15 protein-coding genes are annotated in these 23,724 nt (G+C 65.8%); 6 read left to right on the top strand and 9 right to left on the bottom strand.

From position 1 onward, the window contains the following. Position 1 precedes the first annotated feature (1 nt). Complete coding sequence (locus LJY18_RS12005; protein WP_238042050.1) at positions 2–736, bottom strand: ABC transporter permease subunit; 735 nt, start codon at positions 734–736, stop codon at positions 2–4. Further along, on the bottom strand, positions 733–1,656 hold the full coding sequence (locus tag LJY18_RS12010) for an ABC transporter ATP-binding protein (RefSeq protein ID WP_238042051.1): 924 nt from the start codon (positions 1,654–1,656) through the stop codon (positions 733–735). Before LJY18_RS12010 ends, LJY18_RS12005 begins: the two co-directional genes overlap by 4 nt. Before the next feature lie 356 nt (positions 1,657–2,012). On the opposite strand from LJY18_RS12010, the gene plsB reads away from it, so the two are divergent. Beyond that, positions 2,013–4,496: a glycerol-3-phosphate 1-O-acyltransferase PlsB gene (plsB, locus tag LJY18_RS12015; protein ID WP_238042052.1), complete on the top strand. Its 2,484-nt coding sequence runs from the start codon at positions 2,013–2,015 to the stop codon at positions 4,494–4,496. Between the two features lie 161 nt (positions 4,497–4,657). Here the strand turns inward: plsB and LJY18_RS12020 are convergent, their stop codons facing one another. Together LJY18_RS12020 and LJY18_RS12025 are read right to left on the bottom strand one after the other, a co-directional pair. Further along, positions 4,658–7,246, bottom strand: coding sequence for a bifunctional diguanylate cyclase/phosphodiesterase (locus tag LJY18_RS12020; RefSeq protein ID WP_238042053.1), 2,589 nt, complete (start codon positions 7,244–7,246; stop codon positions 4,658–4,660). Positions 7,247–7,687: 441 nt separating this feature from the next. After that, on the bottom strand, positions 7,688–7,960 hold the full coding sequence (locus LJY18_RS12025; RefSeq protein WP_238042054.1) for a hypothetical protein: 273 nt from the start codon (positions 7,958–7,960) through the stop codon (positions 7,688–7,690). Between the two features lie 284 nt (positions 7,961–8,244). Between LJY18_RS12025 and LJY18_RS12030 the strand changes: the two genes are divergently transcribed. Further along, a complete protein-coding gene (locus LJY18_RS12030; protein ID WP_238042055.1) occupies positions 8,245–8,733 on the top strand; it encodes a GFA family protein in 489 nt (162 codons plus the stop codon). Positions 8,734–8,809: 76 nt separating this feature from the next. Then, positions 8,810–10,099 carry a glucosylglycerol 3-phosphatase gene (gene stpA / locus LJY18_RS12035; RefSeq protein ID WP_238042056.1) on the top strand — a complete coding sequence of 430 codons (1,290 nt, stop codon included), beginning with the start codon at positions 8,810–8,812 and terminating at the stop codon, positions 10,097–10,099. A 28-nt stretch (positions 10,100–10,127) separates the two neighbouring features. Here the strand turns inward: stpA and LJY18_RS12040 are convergent, their stop codons facing one another. From LJY18_RS12040 to LJY18_RS12050, 3 genes are all read right to left on the bottom strand, one after another. Beyond that, positions 10,128–10,388 (bottom strand): hypothetical protein, encoded by a 261-nt coding sequence (locus tag LJY18_RS12040; RefSeq protein WP_238042057.1) that lies wholly within the window; start codon positions 10,386–10,388, stop codon positions 10,128–10,130. 159 nt (positions 10,389–10,547) lie between these two features. Next, positions 10,548–11,309 (bottom strand): ABC transporter permease, encoded by a 762-nt coding sequence (locus tag LJY18_RS12045; RefSeq protein ID WP_238042058.1) that lies wholly within the window; start codon positions 11,307–11,309, stop codon positions 10,548–10,550. Beyond that, positions 11,306–12,235, bottom strand: coding sequence for an ABC transporter ATP-binding protein (locus tag LJY18_RS12050; protein WP_238042059.1), 930 nt, complete (start codon positions 12,233–12,235; stop codon positions 11,306–11,308). The genes LJY18_RS12045 and LJY18_RS12050 overlap by 4 nt, the downstream gene beginning before the upstream one ends. 239 nt (positions 12,236–12,474) lie before the next feature. Here LJY18_RS12050 and LJY18_RS12055 point away from each other — a divergent pair, with 239 nt between their 5' ends. Continuing rightward, positions 12,475–16,890, top strand: a complete 4,416-nt coding sequence (locus tag LJY18_RS12055; RefSeq protein ID WP_442964487.1) for a DEAD/DEAH box helicase — start codon at positions 12,475–12,477, stop codon at positions 16,888–16,890. Positions 16,891–17,076: 186 nt separating this feature from the next. On the opposite strand, the gene LJY18_RS12060 is transcribed toward LJY18_RS12055, so the two are convergent. Together LJY18_RS12060 and LJY18_RS12065 are read right to left on the bottom strand one after the other, a co-directional pair. Continuing rightward, a complete protein-coding gene (locus LJY18_RS12060) occupies positions 17,077–19,560 on the bottom strand; it encodes an arsenate reductase (azurin) large subunit (protein WP_238042061.1) in 2,484 nt (827 codons plus the stop codon). 13 nt (positions 19,561–19,573) lie between these two features. Continuing rightward, entirely contained in the window at positions 19,574–20,086 is a 513-nt protein-coding gene (locus LJY18_RS12065) for an arsenate reductase (azurin) small subunit (RefSeq protein ID WP_238042062.1), read from the bottom strand. Positions 20,087–20,671: 585 nt separating this feature from the next. On the opposite strand from LJY18_RS12065, the gene nirB reads away from it, so the two are divergent. Together nirB and nirD are read left to right on the top strand one after the other, a co-directional pair. Then, the gene (nirB, locus tag LJY18_RS12070; RefSeq protein ID WP_238042063.1) at positions 20,672–23,230 is read left to right on the top strand and encodes a nitrite reductase large subunit NirB; all 2,559 of its coding nucleotides are present in this window, start codon (positions 20,672–20,674) and stop codon (positions 23,228–23,230) included. Next, positions 23,230–23,622 (top strand): nitrite reductase small subunit NirD, encoded by a 393-nt coding sequence (gene nirD / locus LJY18_RS12075; protein WP_238042064.1) that lies wholly within the window; start codon positions 23,230–23,232, stop codon positions 23,620–23,622. Before nirB ends, nirD begins: the two co-directional genes overlap by 1 nt. Positions 23,623–23,724: the final 102 nt, after the last annotated feature.

Below are 23,724 nucleotides of genomic sequence, written 5' to 3' on the forward strand. Positions count from 1 at the left end.
CTCAATCGGCTTTCTTCAGGTCGATGACCACCGCAGTCGCGGCCAACCAGGCCGCGATCAGGGTGAGGAAATACAGCAAGTCACGCAGGTCGATCACGCCCTTGCTGATGGCCTCGAAACGGGTCAGGAAGCTCAGCGACGCCACCGCGTCGATCAGCCATTGCGGTGCCCAGCCATTGAAGCCGTCGAGCACCATGGGAAAGCCGCTGACGATGAACAGGAAGCACACGCTGACCGCCAGGATGAAGGCAATCACCTGATTCTTCGCCAATGCCGACATGCACGAGCCGATGGCCAGATAGGCGCCGGCCAGCAGCCAACTGCCGAGGTAGCCGGTGGCGATCGCGCCGTTATCCGGCTCACCCAGGTAGTTGACCGTGATGATCATCGGGAAGGTCAGCAGCAGCGCCAGGCCGGCGAAAGCCCAGGCGGCGAGGAACTTGCCGGTGACCGCCTCGAAGCGGGTGATCGGCAGGGTCATCAGCAGCTCGATGGTGCCGGACTTGCGCTCCTCGGCCCACAGGCGCATGGCGATGGCCGGCACCAGGAACAGGTACAACCAGGGATGGAAGCCAAAGAAGGGCGCCAGATTGGCCTGGCCACTCTCGAAGAAACCGCCCAGGTAGAAGGTGAACACCCCGGACAGGACCAGGAAGATCACGATAAACACATAGGCCAGCGGCGTGGTGAAATAGCTCGCCAGCTCGCGTTTGAACAGCACCGGTAACTGCCTCATACCACCTCTCCACGGGTCAGGCGGCGGAACACTTCGTCCAGCCGCCCCCGCTCGACATTCAATTCCTTGACACGCCAGCCGCGCTGGACGATCAGCGCATTGACCTGGGCGAAGATCACTTCGCCCGGCTTGGCCAGCACGCTGAGGCTGTGCTCACGTTCGTTATCTTCCACCGCGAGCACGCCCGGCAGGGCCGCCAGCGCCGCCACATCCAGCGGCTCCTCGGCCACCAGGGTGACGGCCTGGTGATAGCGCGAGCGGCTCTCCAATTCCAGTGGGGTGCCATCGGCGAGCAGCTTGCCCTGGGCAATCACCACCGCACGGGTGCACACGGCTGAAACCTCTTCAAGAATATGGGTGGAGATGATCACGATCTTGTCGTGGGCCAGGCTCTGGATCAGCTGGCGCACCTGGTGCTTCTGGTTCGGATCGAGTCCATCGGTGGGCTCGTCGAGGATCAGCACCTTGGGATCATGGACAATCGCCTGGGCCAGCCCGACCCGGCGCTTGAAGCCCTTGGACAGGGTCTCGATGGACTGTTCGAGGACATTTTCCAGCTCGACCTGGGCCACCGCCCTGGCCACCCGCTGACGTTTTTCAGCCCCCTTGAAGCCGCGCACCTCGGCGATGAAGTCGAGGAAACTGCGCACCGTCATGTCGCCGTAACAGGGCGCGCCTTCCGGCAAGTAGCCGATCTGCCGCTGGGCCTTGAGGGTGTCTTGCTGGATATCGAAGCCGAGAATGCGCGCCGTGCCGGAGGTGGGTGCGAGAAAACCGGTGAGCATCTTCATGGTGGTGGACTTGCCGGCACCGTTCGGGCCGAGGAACCCCAACACTTCCCCCCGCTCAACGCTGAAGGACAGGTCGTCCACCACCGTGTGCTGTGCGAAACGCTTGGTTAGCTTGCTTATCTCGATCATGGACCCTCACCAGTGCGCTAACAGATCCTGCTCGCGGCCCGTAAAGCAGCGAAACGGCCTTCAAATGCCGGCGGGACTATAAGGAGTCCAGCATCGACAGTGCAAGCCAAGAACCCGGAAGTCATGCCCCCGAGCAAAGATTGGTCCTTAGATGGCTCAGTCTCTCAGGCGCTGGCTGCCAAGGCCGCAGGGCAAGCGCGGCGTCTTCAACCCGGGTCAGCCCCCTACCGCCAAGCTGCAAGGCCGCCCCAAGGCTACAAGCAAACGGGTCATGACAAGCTTTTGCCGGCACGCCAACGATCCGGCACACTAGCCGCCCCGAGCAAATGCTCGTTTGCACAGCCAGCAGACTCCGTATGACCCGCTCCCCGTTTCGCCGCCTCGTGTTCGGCACCCTGCGCCGCCTGCTGTACCTCTGGGTGCGCTCGGAAACCATCAACCAGTCGGCCTTCAGCCTCAAGCTCGACCGCAGCAAACCCGTGTTCTATGTACTCCAGCTGCCGTCCTTGAGCGATCTGGCAGTGGTCGATACGGAATGTCGCAAGGCCGGACTGCCGCGTCCGATATTGCCTGTGGCGGTGGGCGATCTGCTGGAGCCGGCGGCGTTCTTCTACCTGACCCCGGAGCCGGACTGGCTCGGCCGGCAGGACAAGCGCGGCATTTCGCCGACCCTGCAACGCCTGGTCAGCGCCCTCAGCCAGCACGCCGTGGACGATGTCCAGATCATCCCGGTCAGCGTGTTCTGGGGCCAGTCGCCCGATCGGGAAACCAGCGCCTGGAAGCTGCTGTTCGCCGATAGCTGGGCGGTCACCGGACGCCTGCGCCGGCTGGCCAGCATCCTGATTCTCGGGCGCAAGACCCGCGTGCAGTTCTCCACGCCGATCCAGCTACGTGAACTGGTCGAGCAGGATAAAGGCCACGAACGCACCCTGCGCATGGTCCAGCGCATCCTGCGCGTGCACTTTCGCAACCAGAAGGCCGCGGTCATCGGGCCCGACGTGTCGCACCGGCGCAACCTGGTCAAGGGCCTGGTGCACGGCCCTCAGGTACGCCAGGCGATCATCGAGGAAGCCGAGCGCGACAACATCAGCCTGCACAAAGCCGAAGCCAGGGCACTGCGTTTCGGCAACGAAATCGCCTCGGATTACACCTACACGGTGATCCGCTTCCTCGAACTGCTGCTCAGCTGGTTCTGGAACAAGATCTACGACGGCATCAGGGTCAACCACATCGAAGGCGTGCAGGAGGTGGCCCAGGGTCACGAGGTGATCTACGTGCCCTGCCACCGCAGCCATATCGACTACCTGCTGCTGTCCTACCTGCTGTTTCGCAACGGCCTGACCCCGCCGCATATCGCCGCCGGGATCAACCTCAACATGCCGCTGATCGGCGGTTTGCTGCGCCGCGGCGGCGCCTTCTTCATGCGCCGTACCTTCAAGGGCAATCCGCTGTACACCGCGGTGTTCAACGAATACCTGCACACCCTGTTCAGCAAGGGCTTCCCGGTCGAGTACTTCGTCGAGGGCGGGCGCTCGCGCACCGGCCGCATGCTTCAGCCGAAGACCGGCATGCTCGCCATCACCCTGCGCAGCTTCCTGCGCAGCCACCGCCTGCCGGTGGTGTTCGTGCCGGTGTATGTCGGCTACGAACGGGTGCTGGAAGGCCGTACCTACCTGGGCGAGCTGCGTGGCGCGAGCAAGAAGAAAGAGTCGATCTTCGACATTTTCAAGGTCATAGGGGCGCTCAAGCAGCGCTTCGGCCAGGTCTGGGTGAATTTCGGTGAGCCGATCAAGCTGGCCGAATTCCTCGACCAGGAGCAACCGGACTGGCGCAGCCAGGACTACGGCGCGCAGTTCCGTCCGGATTGGCTGAACAGCGCCACCAACCGCCTCGGCCAACGCGTGGCGCAACACCTCAACGAAGCGGCGGCGATCAACCCGGTCAACCTGGTGGCCCTGGCACTGCTCTCCACCAGCAAGCTGGCCCTGGACGAACCCGCCCTGGCGCGGGTGCTGGATCTCTACCTGGCACTGCTGCGCCGCGTGCCCTATGCGCCGCACACCACCCTACCGGAGGGCGACGGCCAGGCGCTGATCGAGTATGTGCAGGCCATGGGCCTGCTGGCCCAGCAGCGCGACGCACTGGGCAAGATCCTCTATCTGGACGAACACAACGCGGTTCTGATGACCTACTACCGCAACAATGTGCTGCACATCTTCGCCCTGCCCGCGCTACTGACCAGCTTCTTCCAGAGCAGCGCGCGGATCAGTCGTGAACAGATCCTGCGCTACACCCGCGCACTCTACCCCTACCTGCAAGCCGAACTGTTCATGCGTTGGAACCTGGACGAGTTGGACGCCGTGGTCGACCAATGGCTGGCCGCCTTCGTCGAGCAGGGCCTGCTGACCTTCGAGGCCGACGTCTACGTGCGCCCGGTTCCCAGCTCGCGGAGTTTCGTCCTGCTGACCCTGCTCTCGCGCACCATCGCCCAGACCCTGCAGCGCTTCTACATGGCCACCGCCCTGCTGCTCAATGCCGGCCAGCACGCGATCAGCGCCGAGGAACTGGAAGACCTGTGTACCGTGATGGCCCAGCGTCTGTCGATCCTGCACGGCCTCAACGCCCCGGAATTCTTCGACAAGAGCCTGTTCCGCCACTTCATCCAGACCCTCCTCGACCAGGGCGTGCTGCGCCAGGACCCGGCCGGCAAACTCAGCCACCACCCGCTACTCGCCGAACTTGCCGAAGGCGCCGCCAAACGCGTGCTGCCGGCGGAGATCCGCCTGTCGATCCGTCAGGTGGCCATGGACAGAAGCGAGGATGTGCTGGAGCCGGTTTAGCCGGGTGCCGGGCAAGGGGATAGCAACGGGAGTGGCCCGCGCGCGGAGCCTGTCCGCCATCGTCGCGCGCCGGCTTGGCTAGAGAATGTGCGGCGCCGGCCGAAGCGGCCATCGCCGAGCCGCGTCAGGATTGCTGCAGCCTGACGATCAGCCACCCCGGTTCATGCACCTTGCTCCAGGCGCGCCAGCGCACTGCGGAGCAGGGCCGGCTGCATCGGCCGGTCGAGGAAGTAGCCCTGGGCTTCCTCACAGTCGTATTGCTGGAGAATATCGAATTGCTCTTGCGATTCCACACCCTCGGCCGTCACGGTCAGGGAGAGCGCCCGACCGAGGCCGATGATCGCCTTGATGATTGCCTGGCTGTTTTCGCAACCGTCCACACCGGACATGAAACTGCGATCGATCTTCAACCCGTCGAAAGGGAATGTGCGCAGGTAGCCGAGGGACGAATAGCCGGTGCCGAAATCATCCATGGACAGCCGGACGCCCAGATCCTTGAGCGCCTGCATGATCACCAGCGCGCTTTCGGCATCTTCGAGCAGGACACTCTCGGTGAGTTCCAACTCCAGTCTCGACGGCGCCAGGCCGGTCGCGTCGAGGACGTGCTTGACCCGCTCGACCAAGTGTCCGAACTTGAACTCCACCGACGAGAGATTCACCGAAACGATCAGTTGCTCGCCCCAGCTCATGGCTTCCGTGCAGGCGGCGTGCAACACCCAGGAACTCAGGGGCACGATCAAGCCGGTGCTCTCGGCGATTGAAATAAAGCTATCCGGGCTCAGCAGTCCGCGTTGCGGGTGTTGCCAGCGGACCAAGGCTTCGGCCGCGACCATGCGCTTGCCGTTGACGCTATAGCGTGGCTGCAGGAGCAGGCGCAGCTCGTCGTTTTTCAATGCCTGGCGCAGATCGCCCTCCAGCTGGCGCTGCTCCACGGCCCGCTCATTCATGTCGCTGGCATAAAAACGCCAGGTATTGCGCCCGGCCCCCTTGGCCTCGTACAGGGCAATATCCGCATAACGGAGCAACTCTTCCGCCACGCAGGCATCGGCGGGCGCCATGGCTACGCCAATGCTGGTGCCGATAAAAATACTGTGATTGTCGATCTCGAATGGCCGCTCGATACTGGCGACCAGACGCTCGCACAGGTGCTCCACTTCCTCCTGGGTGGATATGCCACTGACAATCAGAATGAATTCGTCACCGCCCATGCGGGCGACCAGGTCGCCATCGCGCAAGCACTGGCGCAGGCGCTGGGAAACCTCGTTGAGAACCTGATCGCCGACTTCATGGCCGAAGGAATCGTTGACCGGCTTGAAGCGGTCGAGGTCGACGCTGAGCATGACCAGCGGATTTTCCGCGCGCGGGACCGCCTTGAGCTTGCCCTCGAGAAACTCCTGCATGCGGTTGCGGTTCGGCAGGCCGGTCAGCGCATCATGCAGCGACAGGTGCTCGATGCGCGCCCGGGCCTCGACCTCTTCGGTGATATCGCTGACAGTCCCGCGGTAGCCTGCCGCGACCTGCAGATCGGCAACGGCGCGCATGGAGAGTCGGCAGGTGCGCAGACGGCCATCCTGGGCGCGGTAATGACATTGCCGGGTGCCGCTGGAGGCCCTGCCACTGCGCTTGCTCAACCAGACGGACAAGCCACCGGGACAGTCGATGAACTCCTCGAGCGGTCTCCCCAGCCAGTCGCGCTCGGCATGCCCGGTCACCGCCTGAAAGCGCGCGGAAAGGTAGGTCAAGCGCAGCTCGGCATCGACCTCCCAGATCCAGTCCGAGGCCGCTTCGGCGACATCGCGAAAGCGCGCCTCACTGGCCGCCAGCGCGCGCTGGCTCGCGTACAGGGAGGCATAGCTGGTCTCGATCTCACGCGCGGCAGCCATGGCCCGGCGCAGGGTCAACCAGGTGACAAAGGCAAAGATGATCCCGGCCAGGGCCAGCAGCGGCAAAACCAGGTGCAGCAACTGATCGCCGGGCCGGGCCGGCTGCCAGCGCAACAGCACCTGCTCGCCGTTGAGGGTGGGCAGTGGCAACGAGGCGGCATCTTGCGCATCGGCTGGCGGATTAGCCACCTGCAGCTTGTCGATACCGAAACCCTCTCCGAGCGCCTGCAGCTTGTCCGGCCCGAGCCGATCGACAAAGAGCAAAACGGATGCCGGACCCGGCTCTTCGACTACCTGCGGGTCGCCTCCAGGGGTAAGGCCCGCAGCAGCAATCAGCGCCGGCTGACCGGCTATTTGCATAAAGCCCACGACCGGTTCTTCATCCCCGGCCTGCTCGCGTGCCTGCGCGAGCAGACCGGCTATGTCTTGCTGCAGCCACTGCTGCACCGAGGTTGCCACACGCTGACCGTCGACCACTGCATAAGAGGTGGAACCGTCAGCCGCGACGACAAACAGACCCTCAAAGGCGAAATCCTCGAACAGGCTGGGACCCAGATTCCGCCGCGTGTAGGCCCACTCGAGATCGACCCTGGCATGCAGATTCCGGTAGGCATCGCCCCAAAAGGCGTAGTCGCTGATAATCGCCAGAATCGACTTCTCTCGAGCCTGGGTGGCCTTTGCCACATAGAAGCGGCCCTGTTCGAGCGCCCGGGTGTTCTGCTGCAGCGCAATCTGCACCAACGCCGCACTGGCCACTACAAACAGCACTAACAGCAAGGCCGAGATAAGCAGCAACGCCCGGCGTGTGGCACTCGAATTGGCGGCGCCGATGGCCGGTTGACGGGACAGCTCTGCTGTTGGCGACATGAAAAATCCTCGACCAGTCGGTGATGTGGCGCGAAGCAGGTGAAAGCCAAGGGATACGCGAGCACCAAGGCACCAAGGCACCAAGGCATTATGCCATCACGCCAATCAACACCCGCCACAAAACGGAGCCGCGCAGTCACTCGACTGCGCCACAGTGTCGCCAAAGGCATTGGGAAAATCGTGAACGGCCGTCATATCCGGCGAATAATTAAGGCAGCCAAGCTACGGTATCTTGGGCTTTGTCCGCAAGATCAAGCGCACGGCACCGCCGAGGATGGCGGTTGGAATGGATCACTACAGGCCAAGAGCGCAGCTCCACCATCGGCCAGCGCGACGAGCGCAGGAGACAGTCAGCCGTTATGGCTGCCCTGCTGATGCAGGATCAAGATGACTCACCACCCCCTGCCAGCAGGGTGGATTCCGCAGGACATCGCCCGTCCGCTATTCTGAGATCTGCCGGATATCCAGCAGCACCCACACCTCGTAACCCTTGGCGCGCGCGGCTTTTTCGGCCTCGAGCTGGGCGGCGAGCGTGCTGATCGAGCGCGAACGATGCTCGAAACGGAAAGGCGGCCCACCATTCTTGCGCACGCTCAGTTCGACGAGCGTGTAACTGGATGCTGGTTTGGGCTGCGACTGTGCTTGTTTCGGCGGAGCTGGGTCGAGGCCCAAGGCGCGGCGCATCTCGCCTTCTGAGAGGTTGGTTTCGGTCAAGCTAGAGCCCTATTGCATTAATCAGTGTCATTGTTGAGCCGGACTTTGCGGGGCATTTCGCGGCAAAGTGCAGCAAGGACGGTGAATCTTGCCAATTCACCGCAGATCAAGGTGGATAGTGCCACGTCGACCTAAATAAGTGGATACGCAGTGCGTTACCTACCCCGACTTGTGGCTTGTGGCGTTAATCCAGCCGACCAACGGACTAGTGCCAAGCCAGGCGGCGATTGTCTAGGCTGTAATTGCCGATCTTGCCAACGCGCCATCACGTCTGGAGGTTTACCATGCAACTCCAAGGTTCCTGCCATTGCGGCGCGGTAGCTTTCAGCCTGAGCAGCGCCCATCCCTATCCCTACCAGCGTTGCTACTGTTCGATTTGCCGCAAGACCCAGGGCGGCGGCGGTTACTCGATCAACCTCAGTGGCGATGCGCGCAGCCTGAAAGTCACCGGGCGCAAGCAGGTCGCCATCTATCACGCCAAGATCAAGCGTGAAGGCGAGCGCCGTGCCCATACCAGCAGTGCCGAGCGGCATTTCTGCCGACTCTGCGGCAGCGCCCTGTGGCTCTTCAGCCCGCAGTGGCCGGAGCTGATTCACCCCTTCGCCTCGGCCATCGATACGCCACTGCCGGTGCCGCCGGAACACACCCACCTGCTACTCGACTCGAAAGCGTCCTGGGTCGAAGTCGACGAGCGCCCCGGCGACCTGCTATTCGCCGGCTACCCCGAAGAATCCATCGCCCAGTGGCATGAGCGGCTTGGCCTGAGTTGCTGACGGCTGGCCAGCCGCGAGCCCGACGCTGGCAGGTCGCCGGTTTGGTCGACCCCGCCAGTGCGGGTAAGATGGCGGCATGATTAAACACAGCCCAACGTTTTCACTCGATCACGAACGCCTGCTCGACACCCTGATCGCCAGCGACAAGCTGCTGATCATTCAGGACCTGGACGGCGTCTGCATGGGCCTGGTGCGCGACCCGCTGACCCGAACCATCGAACCGCGCTATGTGCAGGCGGCCCGTCAGTTGGCGGGACACTTCTTCGTCCTCACCAACGGCGAACACATCGGCAGGCGCGGGGTGAACGGCATCGTCGACAATGCCTTCCCAGCCCCCACCCAAGCCCGCGAGCAAGGCCTCTACCTACCGGGACTGGCGGCCGGCGGCGTACAACTGCAGGACCGCCACGGCCAGGTCTCCCACCCCGGCGTCAGCGAGGCCGAGCTGGCCTTCCTGAAGACGCTACCGGGCAAGGCCGAGCGCTTCCTCGGCGAACTGCTGGCCGCACCACCCTATGCCCTCGCGGCGCCGGAGATAGACGCCCTGGTTGGCGCCAGCGTACTGGACAACCTCGCCTCACCGACGCTCAACATCAACAGCCTCTACCAGCATTTCAGCGACCAGCCGGCGCTCTACCAGCAGTTGCAACACGCCGTCGAAGGCTTCATGGCCCACCTGCTGCAACAGGCCGCCGCCTGCCAACTGCAGGAGTCCTTCTTCGTCCACTACGCACCCAATCTCGGCAGCGACGCCCAGGGCCTGGAACGGGTCAAATACAGCGCCGGCGACGACGCCGGCACCACCGACTTCCAGTTCATGCTCAAGGGCGCGATCAAGGAAGTCGGCGTACTGGTGATCCTCAATCACTACTATCACCAACACACCGGAGCCTACCCGCTGGGCGCCGACTTCAACGCCCGCCAGGCCCCGCGCGAGCGCGACGCCCTGCTGCAACTGGCGCGCGAGCACTTCGACCCGGCCCAGATGCCGCGCATCGTCGGCGTGGGCGACACGGTCACCTCGGCCAGCCGCACGCTGGATGGCCAGACCCAGCAACTGCGCGGCGGCAGCGATCGCGGCTTCCTGACCCTGGTGCAGGAGCTGGGCAAGGTCTTCGACAGCAACAATTGCGTGGTCTACATCGACAGCAGCGGCGGCGAAGTCGATCGCCCGGGCCTGGATGCAATGCACCTGCAGCGCCGGGCGGCCGATCCCGGCCTGGAACCCTGGCCGGCAGCCGCTGGCATCAGCGACCCCGCCGACCCACTCGGCCTGGATGTGGTGTTCTGTGCTGGCCATGACCAATACGTGACGTTCTTCTGCAGCCTGGCCGAGCGCTACGCGGGCCGCACTGGCGCCGCATAACCGGGCGCAGTCGCTCTGCAACAGCCGCCTAGCGCGCCGCCAGCAAGCGCCGGACTTCCCGCTGCACCATGCTGGCGTATTCGGGTGGCGTCATCTGCGCCAGCTGCGCCAGCTGCGCACGCAACCATTCGTCCCACTTGCCTTTGCGCTTGCTCTTTTCCCCGACCAGACGCGCCGCTTCGACCTTGGTGCGGTGCAGGTTCTGCTGCCAGAGCTCGAACAGCCGGGCCTTTTCCGCTTCCTCGATGTTGCGTTGTTCGCTGGATTTGTTTGCCAAGTTGAAGCTCATCGAGCACTCCTGCCGCAGGAAAAAGGGCGCGAATTCTACCCATTTTCTCCGTTTTGGCCAGGCTTGATTCGCCGCTACCGGGGTCCACTGGTGCACCGCCTGCTGCGAGTGACAGCCCCAGGTGCTGCACGCTGGCACGCCCTTCCGCGCACCTCTGGCTCAACTCTTCAGCCGGTAACCGGTCTTGAAGATCCAGCCAACGGTGAGCACGCACAGCAGCAGGAAGGTGAAGATCATCCCCAGGCTTAGCACCACGTTGACATCGGAGACGCCGTAGAAGCTCCAGCGAAAGGCGCTGATCAAATACACCACCGGGTTGAACAGGGTCACCGTCTGCCACGCCGGCGGCAGCATGCTGATCGAGTAGAAACTACCGCCGAGGAAGGTCAGCGGGGTGACGATCAGTGCAGGGACTATCTGCAGTTTCTCCCAGCCGTCGGCCCAGACGCCGATGATGAAGCCGAACAGGCTGAAGGTCAGCGCGGTGAGCACCAGCAGGGCCAGCATCCAGAAGGGATGGAGGATCTGGTAGTCGACGAACAGCCGCGCGGTGACCAGGATCACCAGGCCCAGCACGATCGACTTGGTCGCCGCCGCGCCGACGTAGCCGATGAGGATTTCCAGGTAGGACACCGGCGCCGAGAGCAGCTCGTAAATGCTGCCGGAATACTTGGGCATGTAGATGCCGAACGAGGCATTGGAGATGCTCTCGGTGAGCAGCGCCAGCATGATCAGCCCGGGCACGATGAAGGCGCCGTAGCTGACGCCCTGGATCTGGGTCATGCTCGAGCCGATGGCCGAGCCGAACACCACGAAGTACAGCGAGGTGCTGATCACTGGGGTGGCGATGCTCTGCAGCAGGGTGCGCCAGGTGCGCGCCAGTTCGAACAGGTAGATGGCGCGGATCGCGTAGAAATTCATGCGCGTGCCTCCCTGACCAGTGAGACGAAGATGTCTTCCAGCGAACTCTGGCTGGACTGCAGGTCCTTGAAGTCGATGCCGTGCTGGGCCAGGTCCTTGAGCAGCTCGGCGATGCCGGTGTGCTCGTGCTGGGCGTCGAAGGTGAACACCAGGGCATGGCCCTCGTCCGCCAGCTCCAGCCGATGGCCGTTGAGTTCGGCGGGTATGCTCGCCAGCGGCTGCTGCAGCTGCAGGGTCAGCTGCTTCTTGCCGAGCTTGTGCATCAGCACCTGCTTGTCTTCCACCAGGATGATCCGGCCCTTGCTGATGATGCCGATGCGGTCGGCCATCTCCTCGGCCTCCTCGATGTAGTGGGTGGTGAGGATGATGGTCACCCCACGGGCGCGCAGGCCGCGGACCATGGCCCACATGTCGCGGCGCAGTTCGACGTCGACCCCGGCGGTGGGTTCGTCGAGAAACAGGATCTGCGGTTCGTGGGACAGCGCCTTGGCGATCATCACCCGGCGCTTCATGCCGCCGGACAGCTCCATGATCTTGGCGTCGCGCTTGTCCCACAGCGACAGGTCGCGCAGCAGGCGTTCCAGGTAGGCCGGATCGGGCTTCTTGCCGAACAGGCCGCGGCTGAACTTGACCGTGGCCCAGACCGTCTCGAACACGTCGCTGACCAGTTCCTGGGGTACCAGGCCGATCTGCGCGCGAGCCGCGCGATAGTCGGCAATGATGTCGTGACCGTCGACCAGCACCCGCCCGCTGCCCGGGTTGACGATGCCGCAGATGATGCTGATCAGGGTGGTCTTGCCAGCGCCGTTGGGCCCGAGCAGGGCGAATATCTCGCCCTGGCGAATTTCCAGGTCGATGCTTTGCAGCGCCGGATGGCCGGAGGCGTAAGTCTTGCTCAGTTGCTGGATCGAGATCACCGATTGCACGGGATGGCCTTGCCTGGAATAGAGAGAGGCAGAGTGTAAGTAACTTGGGGTGGGGTGTAGCAAGTGCCAGGCGCGATATCGTTCTGACACGGCGGGCGATATTCAGCGGCTGGAAACCTATTGAGCGCCGTCGCCAGACCGTCTTCAGGCGTTCGCAGCGCAACGCCGCAGCCGCAAGCCTAAATCCGTAGGATAGGTTACTGGCCGAACGGCGCTTGAGGCCGGCGCGCGGCGCTAGCATGATGAACGCCATGAAGCCGACTCCCGATTGCGCACAAGCCGAGGCCGCGCTGGCGGCCTTCCACCCGGCGGTCGCCGCCTGGTTCCGCGGCCAGTTCGCCGCGCCCACGCCGGCCCAGCGCCAAGCCTGGCCGGCGATCGGCGCCGGGCGCTCGACCCTGGTGGCCGCGCCCACCGGCTCGGGCAAGACCCTCACCGCCTTCCTCGCCGCCATCGACACCCTGGTGCGCGAGGGCCTGGCCGCTGGCGGCGAACTGGCCGAGCGCTGCAGCGTGGTCTACGTCTCGCCGCTCAAGGCGTTGTCTAACGATATCCGCCTCAACCTGGAGCAACCGCTGGCCGGCATCCGCGCCGAGCTGCAGCGCCAGGGCCTGGCCGATGTGGCCATCCGCACCGCGGTGCGCACCGGCGACACCAGCCCCGGCGAGCGCACGGCGATGCGCAAGCGCCCGCCGCACATCCTGGTCACCACCCCGGAATCGCTCTACGTGCTGCTCGGCTCCGAGTCCGGGCGCGAGATGCTCAGCGGCTGTCGCAGCCTGATCATCGACGAGATCCACGCCATCGCCGGCAGCAAGCGCGGCAGCCACCTGATGCTCAGCGTCGAACGTCTGGAAGCGCTGTGCCATCGCCCGCTGGTACGCATCGGCCTGTCCGCCACGCAGAAACCGCTGGCGGCGGTGGCGCGCTTTCTGCTCGGCAACCAGGCACCCTTGCCAGCGCCCGATCCGCCGGTCGAACAGGCCGAACTGGCGCGACTGCCGGCGCGCCCCGACGACTGCGTGATAGTCGATATCGGCTACACCCGCGTCCGCGACCTAGCCCTCGAACTGCCGCCGGTGCCGCTCGAGGCGGTGATGAGCAACGAGGTCTGGGAACTCGTCTACGAGCGCCTGGCCGAGCTGGCGCAACAACACCGCACCACCCTGGTATTCGTCAACACCCGACGCCTGGCCGAACGCGCCTGCCGTCACCTGGCCGAGCGCTTGGGCACCGACGCGGTGGCCGCGCACCATGGCAGCCTGGCCAAGGAACTGCGCCTGGACGCCGAGCAGCGCCTCAAGCGCGGCGACCTCAGGGTGCTGGTGGCCACCGCCTCGCTGGAACTGGGCATCGACATCGGCGAGGTCGAGCTGGTCTGCCAGCTCGGTTCGCCACGCAGCATCGCCGCCTTCTTGCAGCGGATCGGTCGTTCCGGCCACAGCGTCGGCGGCACGCCCAAGGGCCGGCTGTTCCCGCAGTCGCGCGACGAGCTGATCGAGTGCGCGGCGCTGCTCGACTGCGTGCGCCGTGGCGAGCTGGACAGCCTGAGCATTCCCCAGGCGCCGCTGGACGTGCTGGCCCAGCAGATAGTCGCCGAGGTGGCGTGCCGCGAATGGCGCGAGGACGATCTGTTCCAGCTGCTGAGCCGCGCCGCGCCCTACATGGATCTGCCGCGCGAGCGCTTCGACGCCCTGCTGAAGATGCTCGCCGAGGGCTACAGCGGCCGCCGTGGCGTGCGCGCCGCCTATATCCACCGCGACGCGGTCAACCACCGTCTGCGCGGCCGGCGCGCCGCGCGCCTGACCGCCATCACCAGCGGCGGCACCATCCCCGATACTGGCGACTACGCGGTGTTGCTGGAACCCCAGGGCCTGACGGTGGGCAGCCTCAACGAAGACTTCGCCATAGAGAGCATGGCCGGCGATGTGTTCCAGCTGGGCAACCAGTCCTACCGCATCCTGCGCGTGGAGCCGGGCAAGGTGCGGGTCGAGGACGCCCGGGGCCAGGCGCCGACCATCCCCTTTTGGCTCGGTGAGGCGCCGGGGCGCAGCGACGAACTCTCGGCCGGGGTAGCGCGCCTGCGCGCGGCGGTCGAGCAGCAGCTTGAGCAGGATGAGGAAGCGGCCACGGCCTGGCTGATGCGGGACGTCGGCCTGAGCCTGTCCGCCGCGCAGCAGATCGTCGACTACCTGGCCCGCGCCCGCGCCGCCCTCGGCGGCCTACCGACCCAGCAGCGCCTGGTGATGGAGCGCTTCTTCGACGAGTCCGGCGGCATGCAGCTGATCATCCACTCGCCCTTCGGCAGCCGCCTCAACCGCGCCTGGGGCCTGGCCCTGCGCAAGCGCTTCTGCCGCAGCTTCAACTTCGAGCTGCAGGCCGCCGCCACCGAGGACGCGCTGATTCTCTCGCTGGCCACCAGCCACAGCTTCCCGCTCGATGAGGTGTGGCACTACCTGCACAGCAACAGAGCCGAGCACCTGCTGATCCAGGCCGTGCTCGATGCGCCGCTGTTCGCCGTGCGCTGGCGCTGGAACGCCGGCGTGGCCCTGGCCTTGCCGCGCTTTGCAGGCGGACGCAAGGTGGCGCCGCAGCTGCAGCGCATGCGCAGCGAAGACCTGCTCGCTACTGTGTTCCCCGATCAGGTGGCCTGCCTGGAGAACATCGTCGGCGAACGCGAGATCCCCGACCACCCGCTGGTGGCCCAGACCCTCGACGACTGCCTGCACCAGGCCATGGACTGCGAGGCCTGGCTGGCCCTGCTCAAACGCATGGAGGCCGGCGACATCGAGCTGCTCGCCCGCGACCTGCCGGCGCCCTCGCCACTGGCCGCGGAAATCCTCAGCGCCCGCCCCTACGCCTTCCTCGACGACGCGCCACTGGAGGAGCGGCGTACCCAGGCGGTGCAGAACAGGCGCTGGCGCGAGCCGGAATCCAGCGACGAACTCGGCGCCCTGGATGCCGAGGCCATCGACGCGGTGCGCCAGGAGGCCTGGCCCGAGGTGCGCGACGCCGACGAGATGCACGAGGCGCTGCTGAGCCTCGGCGCCATCCGCCAGGCCGAGACCGAGGCCAATCCCGGCTGGCCGGCCTGGTTGGCGCAGCTGGCCAAGGGCAAGCGCGCCACCTGCCTGCAGCTCGATGGCGCGCCGGCGCTGTGGCTGGCGGCCGAACGCCTGGGCCAATGGCAGGCGCTGCATCCGCACGCCCGCTTCACACCGGCGATCCAGGCACCCGATGGCTTCGACACGCCCTGGACGGTCGAGGCGGCCCTGGTCGAGCTGGTTCGCGCGCGCCTCGGCGGTTTCGGCCCCTTGACCCTGGCGCGGCTCGCCGCCGACCTGCACCTGGAAGAACCCGCGATCAACCTCGCCCTGCTCGCCCTGGAGCGCGAAGGCTATGTGCTGCGCGGGCGCTTCAGCCCTGGCGCCCTTGAGGAGCAATGGTGCGAGCGCCATCTGCTGGCGCGCATCCACCGCTACACGGTAGGGCGCCTGCGCCGCGAGATCGAGCCGGTGGCGCGCGCCGACTTCATGCGCTTTCTGTTCGACTGGCAGCGCCTCGCCCCCAACTTGCGGGTGCGCGGCGCCGAGGCCCTGGCCGGGGTGCTCGGCCAGCTGGAAGGCTTCCAGGCCGCGGCCGGCGCCTGGGAGAGCGAGCTGCTGCCGAGCCGCGTGGCCGACTACGGGATCAACTGGCTGGACGACCTGTGCCGCTCCGGGCGCCTGGTCTGGTGCCGCCTGGCCGGGCGCAGCCGTAGCGCCGGCGGGCCGCTGCGCAGCACGCCGATCGTCCTGCTGCCGCGCCACCACCTGGGCCTGTGGCGCGCCTGCCTGGGCGAGGCGCCGGCGGCCGAACCCTCGCCGCGTGCCGCGCGCGTGCGCCAGGTGCTGGCCGACCAGGGCGCGCTGTTCTTCGACGAGCTGCAGGGCGAGGCGCACCTGCTGCGCAGCGAACTGGAGGACGCCTTGGGGGAACTGGTCAGCCTCGGCCTGGCCAATGCCGACAGCTTCGCCGGCCTGCGTTCGCTGTTGCTGCCGGCGGCCAAGCGCAGCCAACAGCAGCGCCGCGCCCATCGCGCCCTGGCCAATATGCAGGACGCCGGGCGCTGGGCCCTGCTGCGCGGTCGCGGCGAGGAGGCAGCGAACGCCGAGGCCCTGGAGCATGTGGCGCGCAGCCTGCTGCGCCGCTACGGCGTGGTCTGCTGGCGCCTGCTGGAGCGCGAGGCCGACTGGCTGCCGTCCTGGCGCGAGCTGTTGCGGGTCTACCAGCGCCTCGAGGCGCGTGGCGAGATTCGCGGCGGGCGCTTCGTCGCCGGGGTTTCCGGCGAGCAGTTCGCCCTGCCGGAAGCCGTGGCGCTGCTGCGCGAGGTGCGCAAACGCCCGAGCGACGGCAGCCTGATCGGCCTGTCCGCCTGCGACCCGCTGAACCTGCTGGGCACCCTGCTGCCCGGCAGCAAGGTGCCGGCGCTGGCCGGCAACCGCCTGCTGTATTGCGACGGCGTGCCGGTGGCGAGCCTGGTCGCCGGCAAGATCCAGCTGCTGCAGGAGGCCGACACCTTCACCGCCGGGCAATGGCAGGCTGCGCTGATCCGCCAGAGCGGCCTGCCCGCCTCCCTCAGTCACCGCCTGCACCGCGCCGGCTCACCGCCCTGACGCAAGCCGCTATCGCGCAGGCGGGACTTCGCGCCACGACGAGGCACGCATCGGCCAATCTGGCGGCTCAAGGCCGCCGCATGCCCGGATCGGCGCGGAGGCCGCTGCCCGGGGCAAGGTTCGGCCGCCGCACAAGGCGGCGCGGCCGACCCTGCTGCTCGTCCGGCTGCTGCCGAGCAAGCCTGCTTAGGCCTTGAACCTGCGCGTCTTGAAGCTGATGCTCCTCTTGAACTCTTCCACCGTACCAATGCGCCGCAGGTCCGCCCAGGTTCCCTTGTAATAGGGCACTACGTTGCGGTCGGTCCAGGGCGTGGTCAGGTCGCCCATCACGCCGTTGAAGTGGCCGAACTGCATGAAGGTCTGGTTGCGCTTGATATCCGCCTCCAGGTAGGCCAGCGCGAAGGACGAACCGTAGTCGTTGTACACCTCGACCACGTCCCCGGAGGCAATCGCCAGGGCTTGCGCATCCTCGGGATTTATTTCCAGATAGGCCATCGGCACGCGGCGCCGCACGAACTCGTTGTACTGGTCGTGGTAGAGCGTTTGCCAGACCTCGTTGATGCGCCCGTTGTTGATCCAGAAGCGGTATTTCTCCTTCTGCTCGGCCACCGGCTTCGGCAAGCCTGGCCAAGGTGCCGGCTTGAACTGCGCCTTGCCGTCCGCGGTGTCGAACTTGTAGTCGCTGTAGAGCATCTCGGTGCCGATCAGTTTGCCGTCGCGGTATTCCTTGACCGGTAACTGCACGCCGTTGTTGCCCATGGCACGCAGGCGCTGATAGGTGACCAGGTTGCCGGTGGCGCCGCCCTGGCTGTCGATCGGGCCGGCGCCGGCCTGGCCGGCCATGCGGAAACCGTCATTGAAGGCATCTTCCTCGCTCTTCCAGTCGAAGCCGGCAAAGCGCGCGGCCATGTCCTGCTTGCCTTCGGCGGCATACAACTGCTGAAGGCTGTTGGCGATCGCCGCGGCGATCAGGCAGTCGGGTTTGGCCGAACCGGGGGGATCGGTGAATCGCTCCGATAGCCGCAGCCGGCGCTCGCCGTTCATCGAGGTGAGGTTCATCTCGCCCGGATGGGCGGCCGGCAGCATCAGGTGCGCGGCCTCCGCCAGCTTGGTCGGATAGAGGTTGATATTGACCAGGAACAGCCCGCCTTTGTTCTTCAGCGCATCGTAGATCGCCTCGACCCGCTGCGCAGTCGAACCGCCACGAACACTGGCCATGGCGTCCCGGACGATGTTGGCGCGACGCAGGATGACCGTGCGGTGCTGTTCGGCATTCAGGGTGGTCTGGAACGGGTTGGCGCCCCAGGCGGTATACATCATGCCCTTGCCCTTGATGATTTCCTGATCCACGTAGATCTTCGAATCGCCCGGATAAGGCGGGCGGGTGTAGCCCTCCTGGTGCCCGCCCATCCGCACCACCCCGGTACCGCGGCGGCCGACGTTATGGCTCGCCAGCACCAGGTCGACCAGGGCGGACTGGATCAGGTAGTTGTCATTGCCCCAGATGATGCCTTTTTCGTAGGCGTGCATGGCGCGCGGACGGTGGCCTGACGCCTTGGGCTTGTAGGCCCACTCGGCCGCCCGCTCGAGCTTGTCCAGCGGCACGCCGGTGACGCGGCTGGTGTCCTCGAGCGTCATGCGGTTGGCTTGCAGCACCTGGGCGAAATCCTTGGTGTGCGCCGCGATGAATTCCTTGTCGTGCCATCCCTGGTCGACCACGTAGGTCAGCAGGCCGTTGAACAGGGCGATATCCGTGCCCGGCTCGATGTCCAGGTGCAGCACGTTGTCCTTGCCGGCCGCCTGTTCGGCGATGGCGATGGTCGGCGTCCGGCGCGGATCGACGAAGATGATTTTCGCCGGGGCGATGCTCTCGCCGGGGAAGCGCTGCTTACGCTGCGCGACCGTCTGGCCCTGCAGGTTGGGTAGCCAGTGGGCGAGGAAGTAGTTGGTCTGGGTTTCATAGGAATTGCAGCCGATGGCCAGGATCACGTCGGCCAGCTCGGCATCGGCATAGCTGTTGTTCAGCTCGCCAATGCCCATCTCGCGCGTGGCGTGGCACTCGGAGTTGTAGGCCGGGCGGTTGTGGATGCGCACCAGCGGCGTTTTCAGCGCGCTGAACATCAGCTTGCCGGTGCCCCAGGTGTTCTCGAAACCGCCGCCGGCGCCGCCGTGGTCGAAGCAGTCGAAGGCCAGTGCGCTGGGCCCGTCATTATCGAGAATCTTCTTGGTCACTCCGGCATAGAGCGCCAGCGCCTCCTCCCAGCTGGTGTCGACCCACTGGTCGCCGACATACAGCCGCGGGCTGCGCAGGCGCTCCCGGCCTACGCCCTCGCTGGTGTACATGACCCTGGCCAGTTGGCCGCCGCGGGTGGACGACAGCCCCTTGTTCACCAGGCACTCCTTGTCCGGCACGATCATGATGTTGTAGCGCTGGCCGTCCTGGTCGGTGATGGTGTTCTGCATCGCCGGGGTCAGGGTGACGGCCAGGGCCGGCAACTGCTGGCGGAAATCCAGGCCGAGGGCATTGTCGCCGGGGGCCCGCCCGCCTTCCTGGCTCTCCGGCCATTTGTACACGTGATAGCCGCAACCGACGATGCAGAAGTGGCAGGCGAGGTTGGTCTTCTGTGCCCCAGGTGGAGGCAGTGCCACACGATCTTTATTGGTAGCCATGTGAATCTCCTTGTCACAGGAGGTTGGACTGACGTCCGTAGATCAACCCGTCAACGGCGACTGCAGTTACCGTATCGTCATCGGGGTTGTATACGAGCACTATGCTGGGCAGGTTCTCGGTAGCTTGGCCGGAAACCATCTGGCCGACATGCTCAGGGTCGAAGATGCTGAAGTGACAGGGGCATTTGAACAGCCGCTGCTCCGCGTCATAGGTCACCGGGCAGCCCATGTGCGTGCACAGCGTGCTGTAGGCGACAATGTCGCGCTGCGGGCCGACCCCACCGGGAACGGGGGTGCCCATCTTGATCAGTAAACAGGGTGAAGTGTCGTCGGGGTAGGCGAACGTGACCGGCGTATTGGCCTGCAGTTGCTGCGCCTTGCTGATCGCACGCATGGGGTATGGGAGATTGACCCGGCCCTCCGCGCTCGAGGTTGCGGCCTGGGTCAGGGCGGGCACGCCGATGACCACGCTCGCGGCCACCCCGCCTCCCGCCTTGAGAAAAGTTCTTCTGGAAATCGTTGCCATCTCTGCCTCCGCATGACGCTTGCGATGCAGTCGGCCCTGTCTGTCTCGTAAGCGACTCTGGTTTCAACAACCTCAGCATAGGAGAGAAAATCCGGGGGCGCGGCCAACAGGGCTCGAATGGCGGGCCAACCGCCAGAAAGCATGCCTGCAGCGCCCCAAAAAAGGGATCAGTCCACCCGCCCGCACCCTTATGGTTCATCGCCCGGCGCTGGGGCGCTGGCCACGTGGCAGCCGCTGGACGCCCGCGAGAACACCTGACCAGCGCCCGCCACGGTCCGCGCGGGCCCTGCTTGGCCAATCCGCCAGGCCCGGGTTGCCGGCTGCACGGGCCCAGGGCGGATGTCGGCACGAAACCTGCTAATGCTCTGCCAACAGCTGCCAAACCTTCGGCAGCACATCCCAGATGGTCACCGCCGACCAGCGGCCTGCACAGGCACAGGATGGGTGAAACGGACAGCGCGGTCCGGGCACTTCACCCCACACCCCCATGAATACCAGGCAAAGACGCCTGGAGCTGACAGACAGCTCCAGGCGTTTTTTTTTGCTGGCCGTGCCCCTGGCAACGGCTTCGACTGAGGAACGGCTATGAACTCTCTCGACACTCCGATCAAGCGCGAAACCCTGATCGTCATCGGCAACGGCATGGTCGGCCATCATTGCGTCGAGCAACTGATCGAACAGGGCGCGCTCGCCCACTATGACGTGCAGGTGTTCGGTGAGGAGCGCCAGCGCGCCTACGACCGCGTGCACCTGTCCGAGTATTTCGGCGGTCGCGATGCCGAGTCCCTGGCCTTGGGCGAACCCGATCTCTATGCCCGCCACGGCGTGCAGTTGCACCTCGGCGTGCAGGTGCTGGAAATCGACCGCGAGCGCAAGCAAGTGGTCACCAGCGCCGGCCGTCAGGCCTACGACCGCCTGGTGCTGGCCACCGGCTCCTACCCCTTCGTGCCGCCGATTCCCGGTGCCGAGGGCAATTCGCGCCTGGTCTACCGCACCCTCGACGACCTCGACGCGATCCGCGCGGCAGCCGCCAATGCCCGCCGTGGCGTGGTGGTCGGCGGCGGCCTGCTCGGTCTGGAAGCGGCCAACGCCCTGAAATCCCTGGGCCTGGAAGCCCACGTGGTCGAGTTCGCCCCACGCCTGATGCCGGTGCAACTGGATGCCGACGGCGGCGCCGCGCTCAAGGCGCGCATCGAAGCCCTGGGCGTCGGCGTGCACCTGTCGCGCGCCACCCAGGAAATCGTCCCCGGCGAGGAATATGCCTACCGGATGAACTTCAATGACGGCGACTTCCTCGAAGCCGACCTGATCGTGTTCTCCGCCGGCATCCGCCCGCAGGACGCCCTCGGCCGCAGCGCCGGCCTGGAGATCGCCGCGCGCGGCGGCCTGGTGGTCGACAACGACTGCCGCAGCAACGACCCGGACATCTTCGCCATCGGCGAATGCGCCTCCTGGAACGGCAGCATCTTCGGCCTGGTCGCGCCGGGCTACAGCATGGCGCGCAGCGTCGCCACCCAGTTGGCGGGCGGCGACTACCAGCCCTTCACCGGCGCCGACATGTCGACCAAGCTCAAGCTGCTCGGCGTCGACGTCGGCTCCATCGGCGATGCCCACGCCGCCACCCCGGGCGCCAAGAGCTACCGCTTCATCGACGAGGCCAGCGCCAGCTACCGGCGTTTAGTCGTTTCCGCCGATGGCAAGCAGGTGCTCGGCGCGGTGCTGGTCGGCGACAACAGCTACTACGACACCCTGCTGCAATACGCACAGAACGGCATCAAGCTGCCGACGGACCCCTCCGCCCTGATCCTGCCGCAGTCCGAAGGCGCGCCGACCCTGGGCGCCGATGCCCTGCCGGACAGCGCGACCATCTGCTCCTGCCACAACGTCAGCAAGGGCGCGGTGTGCTGCAAGGTCGAGGCCGGCGTCACCGACCTCGGCGAACTCAAGGCGCAGACCAAGGCCGCCACCGGCTGCGGCGGCTGCAGCGCGCTGCTCAAGCTGGTGTTCGACAACGAGCTGACCGCCCGCGGCGTGACCGTCGACCAGAGCATCTGCGAGCACTTCGGCCACACCCGCCAGGAGCTCTACGCCATCGTCCGGGTCGAGGGCATCATCAGCTTCGAGGAGCTGCTGGCCAAGCACGGCCGCGGCCACACCGGCTGCGACATCTGCAAGCCGGCGGTCGGCTCGATCCTCGCCTCCTGCTGGAACCAGCCGATCACCGACTCGTCGCTGCTGCCGCTGCAGGACACCAACGACACCTTCATGGCCAACATGCAGAAAAACGGCACCTACTCGGTGGTGCCGCGCATCGCCGGCGGCGAGATCACCCCGGACAAGCTGATCGCCCTCGGCGCCGTGGCCAAGAAATACGACCTCTATACCAAGATCACCGGCGGCCAGCGCATCGACCTGTTCGGCGCCCAGCTGCACCAGTTGCCCGACATCTGGGGCGAGCTGATCGCAGCCGGCTTCGAGACCGGCCACGCCTACGGCAAGTCGCTGCGCACGGTGAAATCCTGCGTCGGCAGCACCTGGTGCCGCTACGGCGTGCAGGACAGCGTCGGCATGGCCCTGCGCCTGGAAGACCGCTACAAGGGCCTGCGTTCGCCGCACAAGATCAAGTTCGGCGTCTCCGGCTGCACCCGCGAATGCGCCGAGGCGCAGAGCAAGGACATCGGCGTGATCGCCACCGAGAACGGCTGGAACCTCTACGTGGCCGGCAACGGCGGGATGCGCCCACGGCATGCCGAGCTGTTCGCCACCGACCTCGATGATGAAACCCTGATCCGCTACATCGACCGCTTCCTGATGTTCTACATCCGCACCGCCGACAAGCTGCAGCGCACCTCGGTCTGGCGCGAGAGCCTGGACGGCGGCCTGGATTACCTCAAGGAAGTGATCATCGACGACAGCCTGAATCTCGCCGCCGAGCTGGAAGCGCAGATGCAGCTGGTGATCGACCGCTACGAATGCGAATGGGCCAACGCCCTGAAGGACCCGGAAAAGCTCAAGCGCTTCCGCACCTTCGTCAACGACGAACGCGGCGACCCGGACATCCACTTCGTCAAGGAACGTGGCCAGCGCCGCCCGGTGCATGCCTCTGAACTTCACCTGATCCCCGTTATCGAGGAGGTACTCTGATGAGCCAGTCGAATGTCGTACGTGCCGAGTTCCGCCGAGTCGCACCAAGCCCCGCCACCTGGCGCGCCCTGTGCAGCCGCAGCGATCTAGTCGCCAACTCCGGCGTGGTCGCCTGGCACCAGGGCGCCCAGGTCGCGCTGTTCCACCTGCCGCACACCGCCGAGGGCGAACAGCTCTACGCCATCGACAACCGCGACCCCAAATCCGGCGCCAACGTCATCGGCCGCGGCATCGTCGGCCAGCTCAAGGGCGACCTGGTGATCGCCTCGCCGCTGTACAAGCAGCACTTCCGCCTGGCCGACGGCAGCTGCCTGGAATACCCCGAGCAAAGCCTGCGCGTCTGGCCGGTACGCCTGAACGGCGATGCGGTGGAAATCGGCCTGTTTGATTGATTGAAACCCCGGGGTACGCCCGGCTCAGCCGCCACACGCCTGAGCCGAGCGCGGCTTGCTCCAGATCGAGCGGTCCGTACAGTCCGTAGGGCGGTCCGGGCT

It is taken from the genome of Pseudomonas sp. MMS21 TM103 (genome assembly GCF_022132145.1).
Classification (GTDB): domain Bacteria; phylum Pseudomonadota; class Gammaproteobacteria; order Pseudomonadales; family Pseudomonadaceae; genus Aquipseudomonas.